18 protein-coding genes are annotated in these 14,226 nt (G+C 66.5%); 6 read left to right on the top strand and 12 right to left on the bottom strand.

Annotated features, from left to right (window positions below):
• Window positions 1-4 precede the first annotated feature (4 nt).
• Window positions 5-523 carry a protein-export chaperone SecB gene (gene secB / locus BN60_RS25175; protein ID WP_020698953.1) on the top strand — a complete coding sequence of 173 codons (519 nt, stop codon included), beginning with the start codon at window positions 5-7 and terminating at the stop codon, window positions 521-523.
• A 42-nt stretch (window positions 524-565) separates the two neighbouring features.
• Here secB and dnaQ read toward each other — a convergent pair whose 3' ends face one another.
• The 3 genes from dnaQ to BN60_RS25160 are packed head-to-tail and all read right to left on the bottom strand — an operon-like array spanning window position 566 to window position 2,945.
• Entirely contained in the window at window positions 566-1,243 is a 678-nt protein-coding gene (dnaQ, locus tag BN60_RS25170) for a DNA polymerase III subunit epsilon (RefSeq protein WP_020698952.1), read from the bottom strand.
• A 26-nt stretch (window positions 1,244-1,269) separates the two neighbouring features.
• Window positions 1,270-1,932: a dephospho-CoA kinase gene (coaE, locus tag BN60_RS25165; RefSeq protein ID WP_020698951.1), complete on the bottom strand. Its 663-nt coding sequence runs from the start codon at window positions 1,930-1,932 to the stop codon at window positions 1,270-1,272.
• 35 nt (window positions 1,933-1,967) lie between these two features.
• Entirely contained in the window at window positions 1,968-2,945 is a 978-nt protein-coding gene (locus BN60_RS25160) for a quinone oxidoreductase family protein (protein ID WP_020698950.1), read from the bottom strand.
• A 116-nt stretch (window positions 2,946-3,061) separates the two neighbouring features.
• On the opposite strand from BN60_RS25160, the gene BN60_RS25155 reads away from it, so the two are divergent.
• From BN60_RS25155 to BN60_RS25135, 5 genes are read left to right on the top strand one after another with little or no spacing between them, the layout of a single operon-like run.
• On the top strand, window positions 3,062-4,204 hold the full coding sequence (locus tag BN60_RS25155) for a PQQ-dependent sugar dehydrogenase (protein ID WP_020698949.1): 1,143 nt from the start codon (window positions 3,062-3,064) through the stop codon (window positions 4,202-4,204).
• 3 nt (window positions 4,205-4,207) lie between these two features.
• The gene (locus BN60_RS25150) at window positions 4,208-4,819 is read left to right on the top strand and encodes a Maf family protein (protein WP_020698948.1); all 612 of its coding nucleotides are present in this window, start codon (window positions 4,208-4,210) and stop codon (window positions 4,817-4,819) included.
• A complete protein-coding gene (locus BN60_RS25145) occupies window positions 4,816-5,706 on the top strand; it encodes a shikimate dehydrogenase (RefSeq protein ID WP_020698947.1) in 891 nt (296 codons plus the stop codon). Before BN60_RS25150 ends, BN60_RS25145 begins: the two co-directional genes overlap by 4 nt.
• A 16-nt stretch (window positions 5,707-5,722) precedes the next feature.
• A complete protein-coding gene (locus BN60_RS25140) occupies window positions 5,723-6,157 on the top strand; it encodes a PaaI family thioesterase (protein ID WP_020698946.1) in 435 nt (144 codons plus the stop codon).
• Window positions 6,154-7,362 carry an MFS transporter gene (locus tag BN60_RS25135; RefSeq protein WP_020698945.1) on the top strand — a complete coding sequence of 403 codons (1,209 nt, stop codon included), beginning with the start codon at window positions 6,154-6,156 and terminating at the stop codon, window positions 7,360-7,362. Before BN60_RS25140 ends, BN60_RS25135 begins: the two co-directional genes overlap by 4 nt.
• Window positions 7,363-7,389: 27 nt before the next feature.
• Here BN60_RS25135 and rho read toward each other — a convergent pair whose 3' ends face one another.
• The 9 genes from rho to BN60_RS25090 all read right to left on the bottom strand — a co-directional run bounded on the left by rho (window position 7,390) and on the right by BN60_RS25090 (window position 14,218).
• Complete coding sequence (gene rho, locus BN60_RS31865; RefSeq protein ID WP_020698944.1) at window positions 7,390-8,769, bottom strand: transcription termination factor Rho; 1,380 nt, start codon at window positions 8,767-8,769, stop codon at window positions 7,390-7,392.
• A 166-nt stretch (window positions 8,770-8,935) separates the two neighbouring features.
• Window positions 8,936-9,334 carry a cupin domain-containing protein gene (locus tag BN60_RS25125; RefSeq protein WP_020698943.1) on the bottom strand — a complete coding sequence of 133 codons (399 nt, stop codon included), beginning with the start codon at window positions 9,332-9,334 and terminating at the stop codon, window positions 8,936-8,938.
• Entirely contained in the window at window positions 9,334-10,242 is a 909-nt protein-coding gene (locus BN60_RS25120; RefSeq protein WP_020698942.1) for an NAD(P)-dependent oxidoreductase, read from the bottom strand. Before BN60_RS25120 ends, BN60_RS25125 begins: the two co-directional genes overlap by 1 nt.
• Window positions 10,239-10,715: a GNAT family N-acetyltransferase gene (locus BN60_RS25115; RefSeq protein ID WP_020698941.1), complete on the bottom strand. Its 477-nt coding sequence runs from the start codon at window positions 10,713-10,715 to the stop codon at window positions 10,239-10,241. Before BN60_RS25115 ends, BN60_RS25120 begins: the two co-directional genes overlap by 4 nt.
• A gap of 3 nt (window positions 10,716-10,718) precedes the next feature.
• Window positions 10,719-11,069: a carboxymuconolactone decarboxylase family protein gene (locus tag BN60_RS25110; protein WP_043286771.1), complete on the bottom strand. Its 351-nt coding sequence runs from the start codon at window positions 11,067-11,069 to the stop codon at window positions 10,719-10,721.
• Between the two features lie 149 nt (window positions 11,070-11,218).
• The gene (locus tag BN60_RS25105; protein WP_020698939.1) at window positions 11,219-11,677 is read right to left on the bottom strand and encodes an RrF2 family transcriptional regulator; all 459 of its coding nucleotides are present in this window, start codon (window positions 11,675-11,677) and stop codon (window positions 11,219-11,221) included.
• A 19-nt stretch (window positions 11,678-11,696) separates the two neighbouring features.
• Window positions 11,697-12,191, bottom strand: coding sequence for a dUTP diphosphatase (gene dut / locus BN60_RS25100; RefSeq protein WP_020698938.1), 495 nt, complete (start codon window positions 12,189-12,191; stop codon window positions 11,697-11,699).
• 46 nt (window positions 12,192-12,237) lie between these two features.
• On the bottom strand, window positions 12,238-13,464 hold the full coding sequence (gene coaBC / locus BN60_RS25095; protein ID WP_020698937.1) for a bifunctional phosphopantothenoylcysteine decarboxylase/phosphopantothenate--cysteine ligase CoaBC: 1,227 nt from the start codon (window positions 13,462-13,464) through the stop codon (window positions 12,238-12,240).
• A gap of 13 nt (window positions 13,465-13,477) precedes the next feature.
• Entirely contained in the window at window positions 13,478-14,218 is a 741-nt protein-coding gene (locus BN60_RS25090; RefSeq protein WP_020698936.1) for a sulfite exporter TauE/SafE family protein, read from the bottom strand.
• Window positions 14,219-14,226 lie beyond the last annotated feature (8 nt).

Here is a 14,226-nt window from a genome sequence, read left to right as displayed (position 1 = left end):
CCCAATGACGACCACTCCTCCTCCGTCGAACCCGACTGCCGGCCAGCCGCAGCAGGGCCCCGCCGCGCCGCTCACCATGCACGGCCAGTACATCAAGGATTTCAGCTTCGAGAATCCGCGCGCGCCGCAGAGCCTGATCGAGCAGACACAGCCGCAGCTTACGCTGAACGTGCAGGTCGCCAACCGCCAGTTCGACACCAAGACCTTCGAGGTGTCGCTGACCATCGAGGCTTCGGCGCATACGCCGGAGAAAGAGCCGCTGTTCATGCTCGAGCTGGTCTATGCCGGCACGGTGACCCTGGGCGACCTGCCGCAGGATGCCTTTGGCCCGATGCTCTACATCGAAACGCCGCGGCTGCTCTTCCCCTTCGCGCGCGCCATCGTGGCCAACACCACGCGCGAGGCAGGCTTCCCGCCGCTCAACATCGCTCCGGTCGATTTCGTGGCGCTCTACCGCCAGCAGCTCGAAGCCAATGGCGGCCAGGTCCCGGGCGTTTCGCCCGGTCCGGTCGGCCACGCCTGATCTTCCGCTTTTCAAAGACGCCGGGGGCACACGCCCTCGGCGTTATTCCTTCAGCCAGATCGGGTCGCTGACCTTCTTCAGGAACTCGGCATGCGCGGCGAGTTCGATGGCACTCGCCGCATGCGGGCGCGCCGGACGTACCGGACGCTTCATCGCCAGCATGCCGCTCAGCCCCGTCGCCGCCATCTCGGGCGCAAGACCCAGATCACGCTGCCGGCCACCGCTCAATTCGAGATAGACCTCGGCCAACAGCTCGGAATCGAGCAACGCCCCATGCTTGGTGCGCTTGGTGTTGTCGATGCTGAAGCGGTCGCAGAGGGCGTCGAGGCTGGCGCGCTGGCCGGGGAACTTACGCCGCGCCAACGAAACCGTATCGACATAGTCGTTCGTGAGCTTTGCGCGGCCGACCCGCGCCAGCTCGGCATTGAGAAAGCCCAGGTCGAACTGCGCGTTGTGGATCACCAACTGCGCCTCGCCCAGGAACTCGATGAGTTCCTCGACCTTGTCGGCGAACAGCGGCTTGTCCGCGAGGAACTCGTCGGTGAGGCCGTGCACTTCCTGCGCACCCGCCGGCATCGGCATCTCGGGATTGAGATAGAGCTGCAGCGAACGGCCGGTAGCCACCATGTTCACGAGCTCGATGCAGCCGATCTCGACCACGCGATGGCCGGCAAGGGGGTCGAGGCCCGTGGTTTCGGTATCGAGAACGACTTCGCGCATTGTTCTGTTCTAGCTTACTTGCGGCGCTATTTACGACGGGCGCGGGCAAGCTGGGCTGTGAATTTCTCCCGCCACGGATTGGGCGGCCAGAAGCGTCCCGGCAATGTACGCAGTCTGGCCACGGCCCGAACCAGTGCCGCCCGCGTCGGCGCCAGGCCCATGCCTGTGGGGATCACGATCGTCGCCTTGCGACGCTTCAGCGTATCCGGCACCTGCTGACGCAGGATGCCGGCGAATTTCTCCGCCGTCATGCCGGGGCGGGCCATGACGCGGCGGCGCTGCAGAAAGGCCGGAGCGCTCACGACCAGGGTCGCATCCACGCGACGCTCCCCCAGCCCCTCGAAGAGCAGCGGGATATCGAGCACCACCAGCTTCTCGCCGGCCAGCGCGGCCCGCCGCAGGAAGGCGCGCTGCTTCTTGAAGACCAGCGGATGCACGATCGCTTCGAGCCGGCGCAGTGCCTCCTTGTTACCGAAGACGCGCGCGCCCAGCGCCTGACGGTCGAGTACGCCCGCCTTCACGACGCCGGGAAACGCCGCTTCGATCCCGGGGAGAGCTGCGCCACCCGGCGCCTGCAGCTCGTGAACGGCGGCATCGGCGTCGTACACGGGCACGCCCATCTCCCGCAGCATTTTCGCTGCGGTCGACTTGCCCATGCCGATCGAGCCGGTCAGTCCGACAATGACCATCTACGGCAACGCTACACCAGACCTCAGGAAACAGTTCAGGGAACGAGAACGGTCTGGCCTGTGGTCTTGCGGCTTTCGAGATCGATATGCGCCTGCGCCGCCTCGGCCAGCGGATAGCGCTGGTCGATGGCAATCTTCACCTTGCCGCTCTTCACCATCTTGAACAGCGACTTGGCGCTCGCCTCGAGTTCGGCGCGCGTGGCCGTATAGGCGCCGAGGCTCGGGCGCGTGACATAGAGCGAACCCTTGGTATTCAGGATGCCCAGCGACACCGGCGGCACCGCGCCGGAGGCATTGCCAAACGACACCATGAGGCCGCGCGGCTGCAGGCAATCGAGCGAGGCATTCCACGTGTCCTTGCCGACGCCGTCGAACACGACCGGCACGCCTTTGCCCTTGGTGATCTTCTTCACCTCGGCAACGATATCGTCCTTGGTGTAGTCGATCACCCACTTGTAGCCGTTCTTCTTGGCGAGGGCGGCCTTCTCGGCCGAAGAGGTCGTGCCGATCACCTTGTAGCCGCGGGCCTTGGCCCACTGGCCGAACAGCAGACCGACGCCGCCGGCAGCGGCATGGAACAGGATGGTGTCGCCCTTCTTCAGCCAGCCCTTGGGCGTGTGGTCGACGAGGTATTCCGTCGTCATGCCCTTCAGCATGATCGCCGCGGCCTGCTCGTCGCTCACGCCCTTCGGCACATGCACGAGCTGATCCGTGCCCATCAGGCGCTCTTCGCAGTAAGCGCCGAGCACGCCGCAATAGGCGACGCGGTCGCCCTTCTTGAAGCCCTTCACCCTGGGCCCGACTTCGACGATCACGCCTGCACCTTCGCGGCCGACGGCGTTGGGCAGCGGCGTCTGGTAGAGGCCGGAACGGGTATAGACATCGATGAAGTTGAGGCCGATCGCGGTGTGACGGACCTTCACCTGCCCGGGGCCGGGCGAGCCGACTTCGACGTCCTCGAGCTTCATCTTCTCGGGACCGCCATTTTCATGAATCAGGATGGACTTGGACATCAGAAGCTCCCCAGTGAGGCGGTGGTCACTGAACGTCCCCCCGCTTGGCGGCGTCGAGTATAGTGACCGGCCTTTTTCGCGCCAGTCCGGCGCAGCCCTGTTGCCAGGAGGGTTTATTGCCACGGCGCCGTGACTTTCTGACGACGACCGCCGCCGCTCTGCTGGCGGCGCCGGCGGTTGCCCGCGCACAGATGGTGCTACGGAGTGCCAAGGCATCGTATCGCGTGGTGACGCTTACCCAGGACCTCGAACAACCCTGGGGCATGGCCTTCCTGCCGGATGGCCGCCTCCTGATCACCGAACGGCCGGGCCGGCTGCGCATGTTCGCCAATGGCCGGCTGGAGCGCGCGCCGATCGGCGGCGTGCCCAGGGTCGTGGCCAGCGGTCAGGGCGGCCTTCTCGACATCTGCCTGCATCCGCGCTTCGCCGAGAACCGGACCCTCTACCTCTCCTATTCCGGCCCCGGTGAAGGCGGCTCCGCCACCGTTCTGGCGCGAGCGGAGTTCCGCGACGGCGGCGGCCTGCGGAATGCCCAGCCGATCTTCGAGGCCCTGCCGCGCACTTCAGGCGGGCTGCACTTCGGCTCGCGCATCGTCTTCGACCGCGCCGGGCTGATCTACGTCACGGCGGGCGAGCGCTATCAGATGCAGCGCGCCCAGCGGCTCGACGATCTCGGCGGCAAGGTCGTGCGGCTTCGCGACGACGGCTCGGTGCCCGCCGACAATCCTTTCGTCGGACGTGCTCCCGTCAATGGCGTGACGGCGCGGCCGGAAATCTTCTCGTACGGCCATCGCAATCCGCAGGGCATGGCCATGCATCCCGCCACCGGCCGCATCTGGCTGGTCGAACACGGCCCGCGCGGCGGCGACGAACTCAATGTGCTGAAAGCCGGCGCCAACTATGGCTGGCCGCTGGCCACCCACGGCATCGACTATAGCGGCGCGGCCATCAGCCCCAGCAAGAGCCTGCCCGGCATGGAAGATCCGGTGCGCTTCTGGGTGCCGTCGATCTCGCCCAGCGGTCTTGCCTTCTACACCGGCGACCGCTTTCCCGGCTGGAAAGGCTCGCTGTTCACCGGCGCCCTCTCCAACAATGCGCTGTTTCGCATCGAACTCGACGGCGAGCGGTATGTGGGCGAGGAACGGTTGCTCGTGGACCTGCTTCCGTATATCCGCGACGTCCGGCAGGGCCCCGACGGCCTGATCTATCTCGTGACCCATACCGATTCCGGCGGCCTCTACCGACTGGAACCCGCCTGATCCATGCTTATCCTCGCCTCTGCCAGCCCTTCGCGCCGCCAGCTCCTGGCCAATGCCGGACTCGATTTCACCGTCGAACTCTCGGGCGTCGACGAAGACGAAGTGAAGCTGAGCCTCGTTGCCGAACGGGCCGGACCGCAGGACGTCGCCGAGACCCTGGCCGAACTCAAGGCGCAGCGCGTCTCCAAGCGGCATCCCTCCGCAATGGTGATCGGTTCGGATTCGACCCTCGCCTGCAACGGCCGCCTGTTCGACAAACCGCCGACGCTCGCCGCAGCCCGCCAGCAGCTCCTCGATCTCCGCGGCCAGACTCACGAGCTTTGCTCGTCGGTCGTCGTGGCGCGCGGCGGCGCCCGGCTATGGCACCACAACGAGCGCGCGCGCCTCACGATGCGGCCTTTCACCGAGTCCTTCCTCGACGCCTATCTGGCGCGTGCCGGCGACGGCATCACGGCCTCGGTCGGCGCCTATCATCTCGAAGGTGTCGGCGCACATCTGTTCAGCCGCATCGATGGCGACTACTTCACCATTCTCGGCCTGCCGCTGTTGCCGTTGCTTTTCTTTTTGTCAGGGCATGGAATCGGCCTGGAGACGTCCCCGGAGAAATCCCCGTGAACGCTTACGAACAACTCGTCGCCGAAGCGCAGGGCCGGCCTTTCGCCGCCATCGTGGCCTGGCCGGTCGAACATTCGCGCTCGCCGGCGCTGCACGGCTTCTGGCTAAGACAGCAGCGCATCGACGGCCACTATGGCCGCTTGCCCGTCGAGCCGCGGCGCGCGGCACTCGAGGAGCTGGTGGCCTTTCTCAAGCGCACGCCCAATGCACGGGGCTGCAACCTCACCCTGCCGCACAAGATCGAGATCATGCCGTTGCTCGATCGCATCGATCCCGTGGCCAAGCGCATCGGCGCGGTGAACACGGTGGTGAAGCTGCCCGACGGCACGCTGGAAGGCCGCAATACCGATGGCTTCGGCTTCCTCGAAGCCCTGAAGTACAACGCGCCGCACTGGACCGCGGCCTCGGGACCCGTCCTCGTGCTGGGCGCCGGGGGCGCCGCCCGTGCTGTCGTGGCGAGCCTGATCGACGAAGGCGTGCCCGAACTCCGCCTGGTCAATCGCACGCGCCAGTCTGCCGTCGATCTCGGCGTTGCCTTCACGCCCGCGGACGGCCGCCGCATCGTGGTCGGCTCCTGGCATGAACGAAGTGAATTGCTTGCCGGGGCAGCCCTGCTGGTCAACACGACATCGCTCGGCATGAAAGGCCAGCCCGCGCTCGACATCGATCTCGCACCGCTGCCGCGCCAGGCCGCGGTCTACGACATCGTCTATGTGCCGCTGGAAACCGGGCTGCTCGCCGCCGCCCGCGCCCGCGGCAATCGCTGCGTCGACGGGCTCGGCATGCTGCTGCATCAGGGCCGGCCGGGCTTCGAGGCGTGGTTCGGCAGGAAGGTCGATGTCAGCGTCGAGCAGCGCCGTGTCGTCGCGGCCGATCTCGGCGCGTAAGCGGTAGAGTTCCTGCATGGACAGCAATCCGCCCGACGGCTTCAGGCCTCTGTTCCGCACCAGCCCGTTCCTGGATCACAACGGGCCGTTCTTCTATCGCGAGAACGGCGACGGCACGTTCGTGGTCGGCCTGCGCATCCAGCCCAAGCACGCCAATGCGCGGGGCATTGCCCATGGCGGCTTGCTGATGACGCTTTGCGACATCGCCCTGGGCTATCGCACGACCCACAGCCAGACTCCGTCGCCCCTGCTCACCACGGCGAGCGTGAAGACGGACTTCGCCGGCTCGGCCCGCATCGGCGACTGGGTCGAGGCACATGTCGACGTACAGAAGGTCGGCGGCCGACTGGCCTTCGCCAATTGCTACCTGATGGTCGGCGAGGAACGCATCGTGCATGCCAGCGCCGTGTTCGCCAGGACCGGCGACCGCCCGGCGGAGAAGCCCTCTTGAAACTGGTCCTGACGGCCTTCCTGCCGTTTGCCCTGGGTTACTTCCTGAGCTTCCTGTTCCGCTCGCTGAACGCCGTGGTGGCGCCGGCGTTGCGGAGCGAACTCGGCCTCGGCGAAGCGGCGATCGGCGTCGTGACCTCGATGTATCTCGCGGCCTTCGTGATCGCCCAGCTTCCCGCCGGCGTGGCGTTGGACCGATTCGGGCCCCGCCGCGTGGCGCCGGTGATGCTCCTGGCGACGGCTGTCGGCGCCGTGATCTTCGCCCTCGGCCAGGACGTGGTGACGCTCAGCATCGGCCGCGCCCTGATCGGGCTCGGCCTGTCCGTCGCGCTGATGTGCGGCTTCAAGGCCAATGTCCTCTATTGGCCGATCGGCCGCCTGCCGCTCGCCAATGCCATCATGATGACCTTCGGCGGGCTGGGTGCGGCCATGGCGACGCGGCCGGTGCAGTGGCTGCTGGCGGATTACGACTGGCGCCACATCTTCCTGGGGCTGGCCGTCATCACTGTCGCCGTGGCGCTCTATCAGTTCCTCGCCGCTCCCGCCTACGAACGCGGCGGCAAGGGCCGCGTGAGCGATGAAGTCCGCGGCCTGCTGGGCGTGCTCAGGACACCGCTCTTCTGGCGTGCGGGCCTGGCCCCCACGTTCTCTCTGGGCGTCTGGATCTGTTACGCGAGCTTCTGGGCGGCCGGCTGGCTGCGCGACGTCGCCCATCTCGACGAACCCTCGGTCGGCGTCGCACTGTTCGCCCTCTCGATCGCCATCATCCCGGGCTACTTCTTCAGCGGCATGATCGTCGACCTGCTGCACCGTCGTGGGATCCGCGGCGGGCGCGTGCTGCTGGTCTACGGGCTGCTGTTCCTCGCCATCCACGTGCCGATCGCGCTGAACGTCACGGCGATGCCCAAGCTGCTGTGGTTCCTCTACGTCATGCTGGGCGGCATGCCGGTGGTCTGTTACGCGCTGGTCACACGCGCCTTCGCGCCCGAGCTTGCCGGCCGAGTGAACACCACGCTCAATCTCGTCTGTATGGGGATCGCATTCCTGGTGCAGGCCGCGATCGGCCCGGCACTGGCCTGGATGGAGGCGGCATACGGCCTGCCGCGTCCCCAGGCCCATCAGCTCGTGACCTTCGCCCTGCTGGCGACCCAGGCCGTGGCTTGGGTCTGGTTCGCCGCGAGCCGCGAGGCTCGCGACTTGCCGTAAGGTCGTTGGAGGGCGCGCTCGCGCGCCCTACTGATTCATCGAGCTGAAGAAGTCCTGATTGGTCTTCGCCGTGCGCAGCTTGTCGAGCAGGAACTCGATGGCGTCGACGGCGCCCATCGGCATGAGGATGCGGCGCAGCACCCACATCTTCGAGAGCGTCGCACGGTCGACCAGCAGCTCCTCCTTGCGGGTGCCCGACTTGGTGATGTCGATCGCCGGGAAGGTGCGCTTGTCGGAAACCTTGCGGTCCAGAATGATTTCGGAGTTACCCGTACCCTTGAACTCCTCGAAGATCACCTCGTCCATGCGGCTGCCGGTGTCGATCAGCGCGGTGGCGATGATGGTGAGCGATCCACCTTCCTCGATGTTGCGCGCCGCACCGAAGAAGCGCTTGGGACGCTGCAGGGCGTTGGCGTCGACACCGCCGGTCAGCACCTTGCCGGAGCTGGGCACGACGGTGTTGTAGGCGCGGCCGAGACGGGTGATCGAGTCGAGCAGGATCACCACGTCCTTCTTGTGCTCGACCAGGCGCTTGGCCTTCTCGATCACCATTTCGGCGACGGCGACGTGGCGGCTGGCCGGCTCGTCGAAGGTCGAGCTGACGACCTCGCCCTTAACCGTGCGCTGCATGTCGGTCACTTCCTCGGGCCGCTCGTCGACGAGCAGCACCATGAGGTAGACCTCGGGGTTGTTGGCGGTGATGGCGTGCGCGATGTTCTGCAGCAACACCGTCTTGCCGGTACGCGGCGGCGACACGATCAGCGCGCGCTGGCCCTTGCCGATCGGCGCGATCAGGTCGATCACGCGGGTCGAGATGTCGAGCTGCTGTTGCGGCGTCGTGCCGGCCTTCTTGGTCAGCGTGCCAGTCCGGCGCGTGCCGACGCGGCCCGACGAGGTGGCGCGTGCGCCGCCCACCGATTCCTCGGCAACGGCCGGCGCCATGGCGGCAGCACCGCCTTCGAGTTCGAGCTTCAGCTTCTCGTCGGGATAGAGCGGCGTCAGCGAGTCGAAGTTGATGCGGTGGCGCAGCGCGTCCGGATCGTCGAAGTTGATCTTGTTGATCTGCACCATGGCGAAGTAACGCTCGCCGTCCTTGGGCGCGCGGATCTCGCCTTCGACGGTGTCGCCGGTGCGCAGGCCGAATTTGCGGACCTGGGTGGGGCTGACATAAATGTCGTCGGCGCCGGGCAGGTAGTTGGCTTCCATCGAGCGCAGGTAGCCGAAGCCGTCGGGCAGCACCTCGATGGTGCCGACGCCGAAGATCGCCTGATCGGCGGCGGCGAGCTTCTGCAGGATGGCGAACATCAGCTCCTGGCGGCGCATCATTGCCGCACCCTCCACGCCCTGCTCTTCGGCAAAGGCCAGGAGTTCGGGAGGCTTCTTCTTCTTGAGGTCTTGGAGATTCATTTGTCTTCGGTCTGGTGGGAAATGACGCACGCGCTTGCGTTGGCCGGGACGGCCAAACCTTGAAAACAGCGCTGTGTCGTACTGGTGGGCCCCATCGAGTTACCGCCGGGGAGGCGATGCCAGGGGCCCAAAGGTAACGTTTATATAAGGATGCACCCCAGCCCTGTCAAAGCCCCGCCGTTGCCACCGGCCTATGTTCGGTACCGGCCCCTGGGGTCACGAACAGGAGCTGGCCGGCCTTTTTCACGATGCCGCGATGCCAGGCGCCCTGGGGCACGACAAAGGTCTGCCCGGGGACGAGCGGCGTACGCTGTTCTCCCGAGTCCGTCTCGATCACCATTTCCATCTCGCCCGACAGCAGGGTCAGGATCTCCTCGCCGGCGGGATGGCGCTCCCAATGCGGCCAGTCGCCGGACTGGTCGAAAATGCCCATCAGCCGGCCCTGCTGAAGCTCGCGGCGCTGATCGACCGTCGCCCAGAAAGTTTCGCCGCCTTCGATGACGGACGCCCGCTCGTCCGGCCGCAGATGGATATAGGTCGTGTCGAGTGAAAGGGCCTGGGTCATCACTCCTCCTCTGCCAGCATCTCGGCATAGCGGAAGATTTCGGTATGGTCGGCGCTTTTGCCAAGCTTGCCGTCGGCGGCCGTCCAGTAGGACACGGCCTGCTGGAGGTTCGGCATGTTGAGCTTGAGGTGCTGGGCGACGTCACCCGCGGTGCGCAGGTCCTTGGCCATCAGCGCCGTCGTGAAGCCCGCCGCGAAGGTGCGCGAGACCACGAATTGGCGGCCTTTCACTTCGGTGGCGTTGCTCTTGCCCGTCGAGCTGTTGAAGACGTCGACCATGGTGCCGGGATCGAGCCCGAAGGCTTCGCCCACCACCAGCGCCTCGCACATCGCGACCAGGCCCGCCGCGGAGAGATAGTTGTTCAACGCCTTGAGCGCATGGCCGGCACCGGCCGGGCCGCACAGGGTGATGGTCTTGCCCATGGCGCCGAACACCGGCCGCACGCGCTCCAGATCGGCCGCCGAGCCGCCGACCATGATGCTGAGCGAACCGTCGACCGCGCGCTTCACGCCACCCGACACCGGCGCGTCGAGCAAGGCCACGCCGCGGCCGGCGAGGTCGCGTGCAAGCTTCTGCGTATCGACGGGATTGGACGAACTCATGTCCATGACGAGCGCACCGGCATCGAGGCCCTCGACGGCCGCGTCCCGGCCCTCAAGCACGGCCTGCCGCACGATCTTGCCGTCCGGCAGCATGGTGATCAGCGCTGCCGCGCCCTGGGCCGCCGCCTTCGCCGACGCCGTGGCCAGCGCCGAAGGATGCGCGCCGACGAAATCCGAGACGGCCTTCTGCGAGACGTCGAACACGCGCAGCTTGAAGCCTGCCTCGACGAGACGCGTCGCCATCGGACGCCCCATCATGCCGAGACCGATGAAGGCGATGGTGGCGGGAGGCGCGAGCGTCGTCATGGTTCTACCCCTGAAGTGAGGTCGTATTCATAGAGCGGCAGCAGCCGGCCGGGAATGGCGTCCGACGGCGCGTTTCGCACGAACCGCGCACCCATGCGCTCGTAGAACGATACGGCATTGGGATCGGCGAGGATGGTCATGCGCCGCGCGCCGAGGTCGCGCGCCCTCTTGGTCGCAGCCTGGAACAGCAGCCGGCCGGCGCCCGACCCGATGGCCGGCGGATCGACGAACAACGAGTCGAGATCGATCGTCTCGCCGTCGCCTAGAACCGCCGCCATCCCGAGTGGCGCGCCTTCGCCAGCAGCCGCGACCAGCACACGGCCGGCCGCGATATCCGCCTCGTCGACGGCAAGGGCCGCCGCACTCAGCTTCATGAAGGCTTCGTCGTAAGCCCAATGGGCCTTCGACCGGATGCAGAGCGCAGTGAGTGTCGCCGACTCGCCTGATCGAGCCGGCCTGACGACGACGCTCATCGCTCAGACGCCGCGTTCCTTGAAGACGTCGCGCGCCGTCTTGAAGGCGTCGAGGCTCGCAGGAATGCCGCAATAGATCGCGACCTGGAGGAAGATTTCCTTGATCTCGTCCTTGGTCAGGCCGTTGTTCAGCGCGCCGTTGATGTGGAGCTTGAGCTCGGGCCCGCGATTGAGTGCCGCCAGCATCGCGAGGTTCAGCATCGAGCGCGTCTTCTTCGGCAGGCCCGGCCGCGTCCAGACATAGCCCCAACAATACTCGGTCGTGACATCCTGGAACGACATCATGAAGTCGTCGGCGCCAGCCATCGAATTATCGACGTAGCCCGCGCCCAGCACGGCCTTACGGACCTTCATGCCCTCGTCGTAGAGTTTCTTGTTGCGCGGGCTCGGCCTGGCCTTTGCAGCTTTGCCCTTCGTCTTGGTTCCAGCCTTAGCCCTGGTCGCCTTTGCCCTCGTGGCCTTTGCCATGTCTGTTCCTCCGGATGAGTCCAGAGCGCTGTATATCAGACAGGGGCGTGATCGGCGTGTGCGCCTGGCGAAACGTCCAGACCCTTGGCATGGGCGCGCTGGCAGAGATCGTCGATGGTGATGTTGTCGAGCTGGGACATCATCTCCTCGCGCAGCTTCTCCCACAGCGGCCAGACGACCTCGTGGGCGAGCGGCGAGCCGATCGACGGATCGCTGGGTTCGGTCTCGACTTCGAGGTTGCGCACCACGCGCACCACCTCGCCGAGCGTGATGTTGCCCCTGTCGCGCCCCAACCGATAACCGCCGCGCGGCCCCCTCTTGCCGTTCAGGATGCCGGCCCGCACCAGATGCTGCAGCACCTGCTCGAGATAGCGCTTGGGAATGCGCTGGCGTTCGGTGATATCGCCGCTGCGGACGGGATGCTCGCCGACATGGAACGCCACGTCGAGGACAGCCTCGATCGCGAACATCGTCTTCTTGCTGAGGCGAGGCATTGCCGTTCCCGTCCCTCTCTCAAGCCCGCTTGGCCGACCCGGCCGCTACTCCCGCACCTACGCCCGTAGACCCAAATCCCCCCGCGCCCCGGGCCGTCTCGTCGAGGCTTTCCACCTCTCGCCACGCAGCACGCGCATGGCGCGCAATGACCATCTGAGCAATTCGCATGCCGCGTTCAATCCTGAACGGCTCCTTGCCGAGATTGACCAGGATGACACCGACCTCACCGCGATAGTCCGCGTCGATCGTGCCCGGGGCGTTGGCGACCGTCACGCCGTGCTTGGCGGCCAACCCGGACCGCGGACGGACCTGGGCCTCGAAACCCACCGGCAGGGCAATCGAAATGCCGGTCGGTACGATCCGGCGCTCCAGCGAGCCCAGCTCGATCGGCTGGTCGATGGCAGCGAGCAGATCCGCACCGGCGGCAGCGGAGGTCGCATAGTCGGGAAGCGGCAGGTCGCGCGCGTGGGCGAGACGGACGATCTCGATCTCGATGCTTTCCACGCCCTTCATCCGTTCGTCTCCCCTAGTCCCCGTCATCGTCCCGCCATGAGCGGAGTCACTCCGCCGCCTGCGCCTTGGGCGGCTGCCCGAAATGCAACGCGATCCTTCCGGCCAGCCGGAGGGCCACCTCTTCCTTGGCAAGCGTCGGCCAATCCTCGACACCCTTGGCGCTGATCAGATGCACCGTATTGCGCTCCCCGCCAAAGGTGCCTTTGGCCGGCGACACGTCGTTGGCGACGATCCAATCGCAGCCCTTACGCGTACGCTTCTCGATGGCGTTGGCAACGACCTCCTCGGTTTCGGCGGCAAAGCCCACGACCAGCCCCGGCCGCTTGGCTCCCGGCTTGGAAAGAGTCGCCAGAATATCGGGGTTGGGCGCCAGTTCCAGCGCCGGCGGCTGGGCGCCCGTCTTCTTCTTGATCTTGGCGGTGGCCGGCTTGGCCGCCTTCCAGTCGGCCACGGCGGCGGCGCAGACCGCGACATCGACGGCACCGGCCGCCAGACAGGCCGCCAGCATTTGATCGGCCGAGTCCACGCGCACCACGCGCACGCCGGCCGGATCGGGCACCACGACCGGGCCGCTCACCAGGGTCACGTCGGCACCGAGCCGGGCCAGCGCGTGGGCGATGGCATGGCCCTGCTTGCCCGAGGAATGGTTGGAAATGTAGCGCACGGGATCGAGCGCCTCGCGCGTCGGCCCCGAGGTCACGAGCGCGCGCCGGCCGGCCAGCGGCTTCTCGCTTGTCAGCAGCGCCTCGATGGCCGCCACGATCTCGAGCGGTTCGGACATGCGGCCCGGCCCGAATTCGTTGCACGCCATGGCCCCCTCGTTGGGGCCCACGAAGGTGACGCCGCGCTTCTTCAGCGTCTCGACATTGGCCACAGTCGCTGCGTGGGTCCACATACGCACGTTCATCGCCGGCGCGGCGAGCACGGGCTTGTCGGTGGCGAGCAAGACGGTGGCGGCGAGATCGTCGGCCATGCCGGCGGCCATGCGCGCCAGGATGTTCGCCGTCGCCGGTGCGACGACCAGAAGGTCGGCGTCGCGCGAGAGCTGGATGTGGCCCATCTCGCTCTCGTCGGTCAGCGAGAACATGTCGCTGTAGACCTTTTCCTCGGTCAGGGCCTGCAGGGAGAGGGGTGTCACGAATTTCGCGCCAGCCTCGGTCAGGACGCAGCGCACCGATGCGCCGCGCTCCCGCAGCCGTCTGATCAGGTCCAACGACTTGAACGCCGCGATACCCCCCGTGACGATCAATAGGACGCGCTTGCCATGCAACATGCCGCTAAGATTATCACAAGAGCTGGGTGGCGAAAGTGTAGACGCCTGTCAGAAGGAGCGCCCAGAAGACGGCCAGACGGAACTGCTCGACCGAGAGCCGGGAGCGAATCTGCTGGCCGAGCCACATCCCGGCGACGGCCGGTGCGACCGCGGCCGCGGAAACAAGGGCGCGCGGGCCATCGAGCAGGCCGAAGAACAGCAGCGAGGCCGTCAGCGCGAAAGAAGTGGCGCAGAGGACCACGCCCAGGGTCTGGACCAGCTCCGAAGGCTTGATGTCGAGCCCCTGCAGATAAGGCATCAGCGGCACCACCGGCACGCCGACCAGTCCGGCGATGAAGCCCGAAACGGTGCCTATCACCGGCGCCAACGGCCGTTCGAGATCGGCATGGATGTGAAGCCGGATGCGGAACAGGCCGAGGGTGCTGTAGGCGATGAGCACGGTCCCCAGAACCAGAAAGGCCCAGTTTGGCCCCTTCTGTCCGAGCAGCCAGACAGTCAGGTAGAGGACCACCGCAAGCGGCACGATGAGCGGCCACTGGCGGCGTACGATCACCTTGAACTTGCCGCCCACCGAGGCCTGCCAGATGTTGGTGAAGATGGTCGGCAGCGAGATCAGCGCGATCGCCTCGGGCAGCGGCAGGTAGAGCGACATCAGCGCGATCGAGATCGCCGGCAGGCCAAGCCCGACCAGCCCCTTCACCGTCCCTGCCAGCAGGAAGACGGAAAGACCGACGACGATATCGACGGCAGACATTCCGTCAG

This window comes from Reyranella massiliensis 521, assembly GCF_000312425.1.
GTDB lineage: Bacteria > Pseudomonadota > Alphaproteobacteria > Reyranellales > Reyranellaceae > Reyranella > Reyranella massiliensis.
The sequence above is the reverse complement of the archived record's forward strand: the minus strand, read 5'-3'. Positions and strand labels throughout refer to the sequence as shown.

Coding starts and splice junctions, on each gene's coding strand:
- secB (WP_020698953.1), top strand. CDS start 5: ATGACGACCACTCCTCCTCCGTCGAACCCGACTGCCGGCCAGCCGCAG.
- coaBC (WP_020698937.1), bottom strand. CDS start 13,464: ATGTTGCATGGCAAGCGCGTCCTATTGATCGTCACGGGGGGTATCGCG.
- BN60_RS25120 (WP_020698942.1), bottom strand. CDS start 10,242: ATGACGACGCTCGCGCCTCCCGCCACCATCGCCTTCATCGGTCTCGGC.
- BN60_RS25150 (WP_020698948.1), top strand. CDS start 4,208: ATGCTTATCCTCGCCTCTGCCAGCCCTTCGCGCCGCCAGCTCCTGGCC.
- BN60_RS25105 (WP_020698939.1), bottom strand. CDS start 11,677: ATGCCTCGCCTCAGCAAGAAGACGATGTTCGCGATCGAGGCTGTCCTC.
- rho (WP_020698944.1), bottom strand. CDS start 8,769: ATGAATCTCCAAGACCTCAAGAAGAAGAAGCCTCCCGAACTCCTGGCC.
- BN60_RS25110 (WP_043286771.1), bottom strand. CDS start 11,069: ATGAAGGTCCGTAAGGCCGTGCTGGGCGCGGGCTACGTCGATAATTCG.
- BN60_RS25160 (WP_020698950.1), bottom strand. CDS start 2,945: ATGTCCAAGTCCATCCTGATTCATGAAAATGGCGGTCCCGAGAAGATG.
- BN60_RS25125 (WP_020698943.1), bottom strand. CDS start 9,334: ATGACCCAGGCCCTTTCACTCGACACGACCTATATCCATCTGCGGCCG.
- BN60_RS25140 (WP_020698946.1), top strand. CDS start 5,723: ATGGACAGCAATCCGCCCGACGGCTTCAGGCCTCTGTTCCGCACCAGC.
- BN60_RS25115 (WP_020698941.1), bottom strand. CDS start 10,715: ATGAGCGTCGTCGTCAGGCCGGCTCGATCAGGCGAGTCGGCGACACTC.
- BN60_RS25090 (WP_020698936.1), bottom strand. CDS start 14,218: ATGTCTGCCGTCGATATCGTCGTCGGTCTTTCCGTCTTCCTGCTGGCA.
- coaE (WP_020698951.1), bottom strand. CDS start 1,932: ATGGTCATTGTCGGACTGACCGGCTCGATCGGCATGGGCAAGTCGACC.
- dut (WP_020698938.1), bottom strand. CDS start 12,191: ATGAAGGGCGTGGAAAGCATCGAGATCGAGATCGTCCGTCTCGCCCAC.
- dnaQ (WP_020698952.1), bottom strand. CDS start 1,243: ATGCGCGAAGTCGTTCTCGATACCGAAACCACGGGCCTCGACCCCCTT.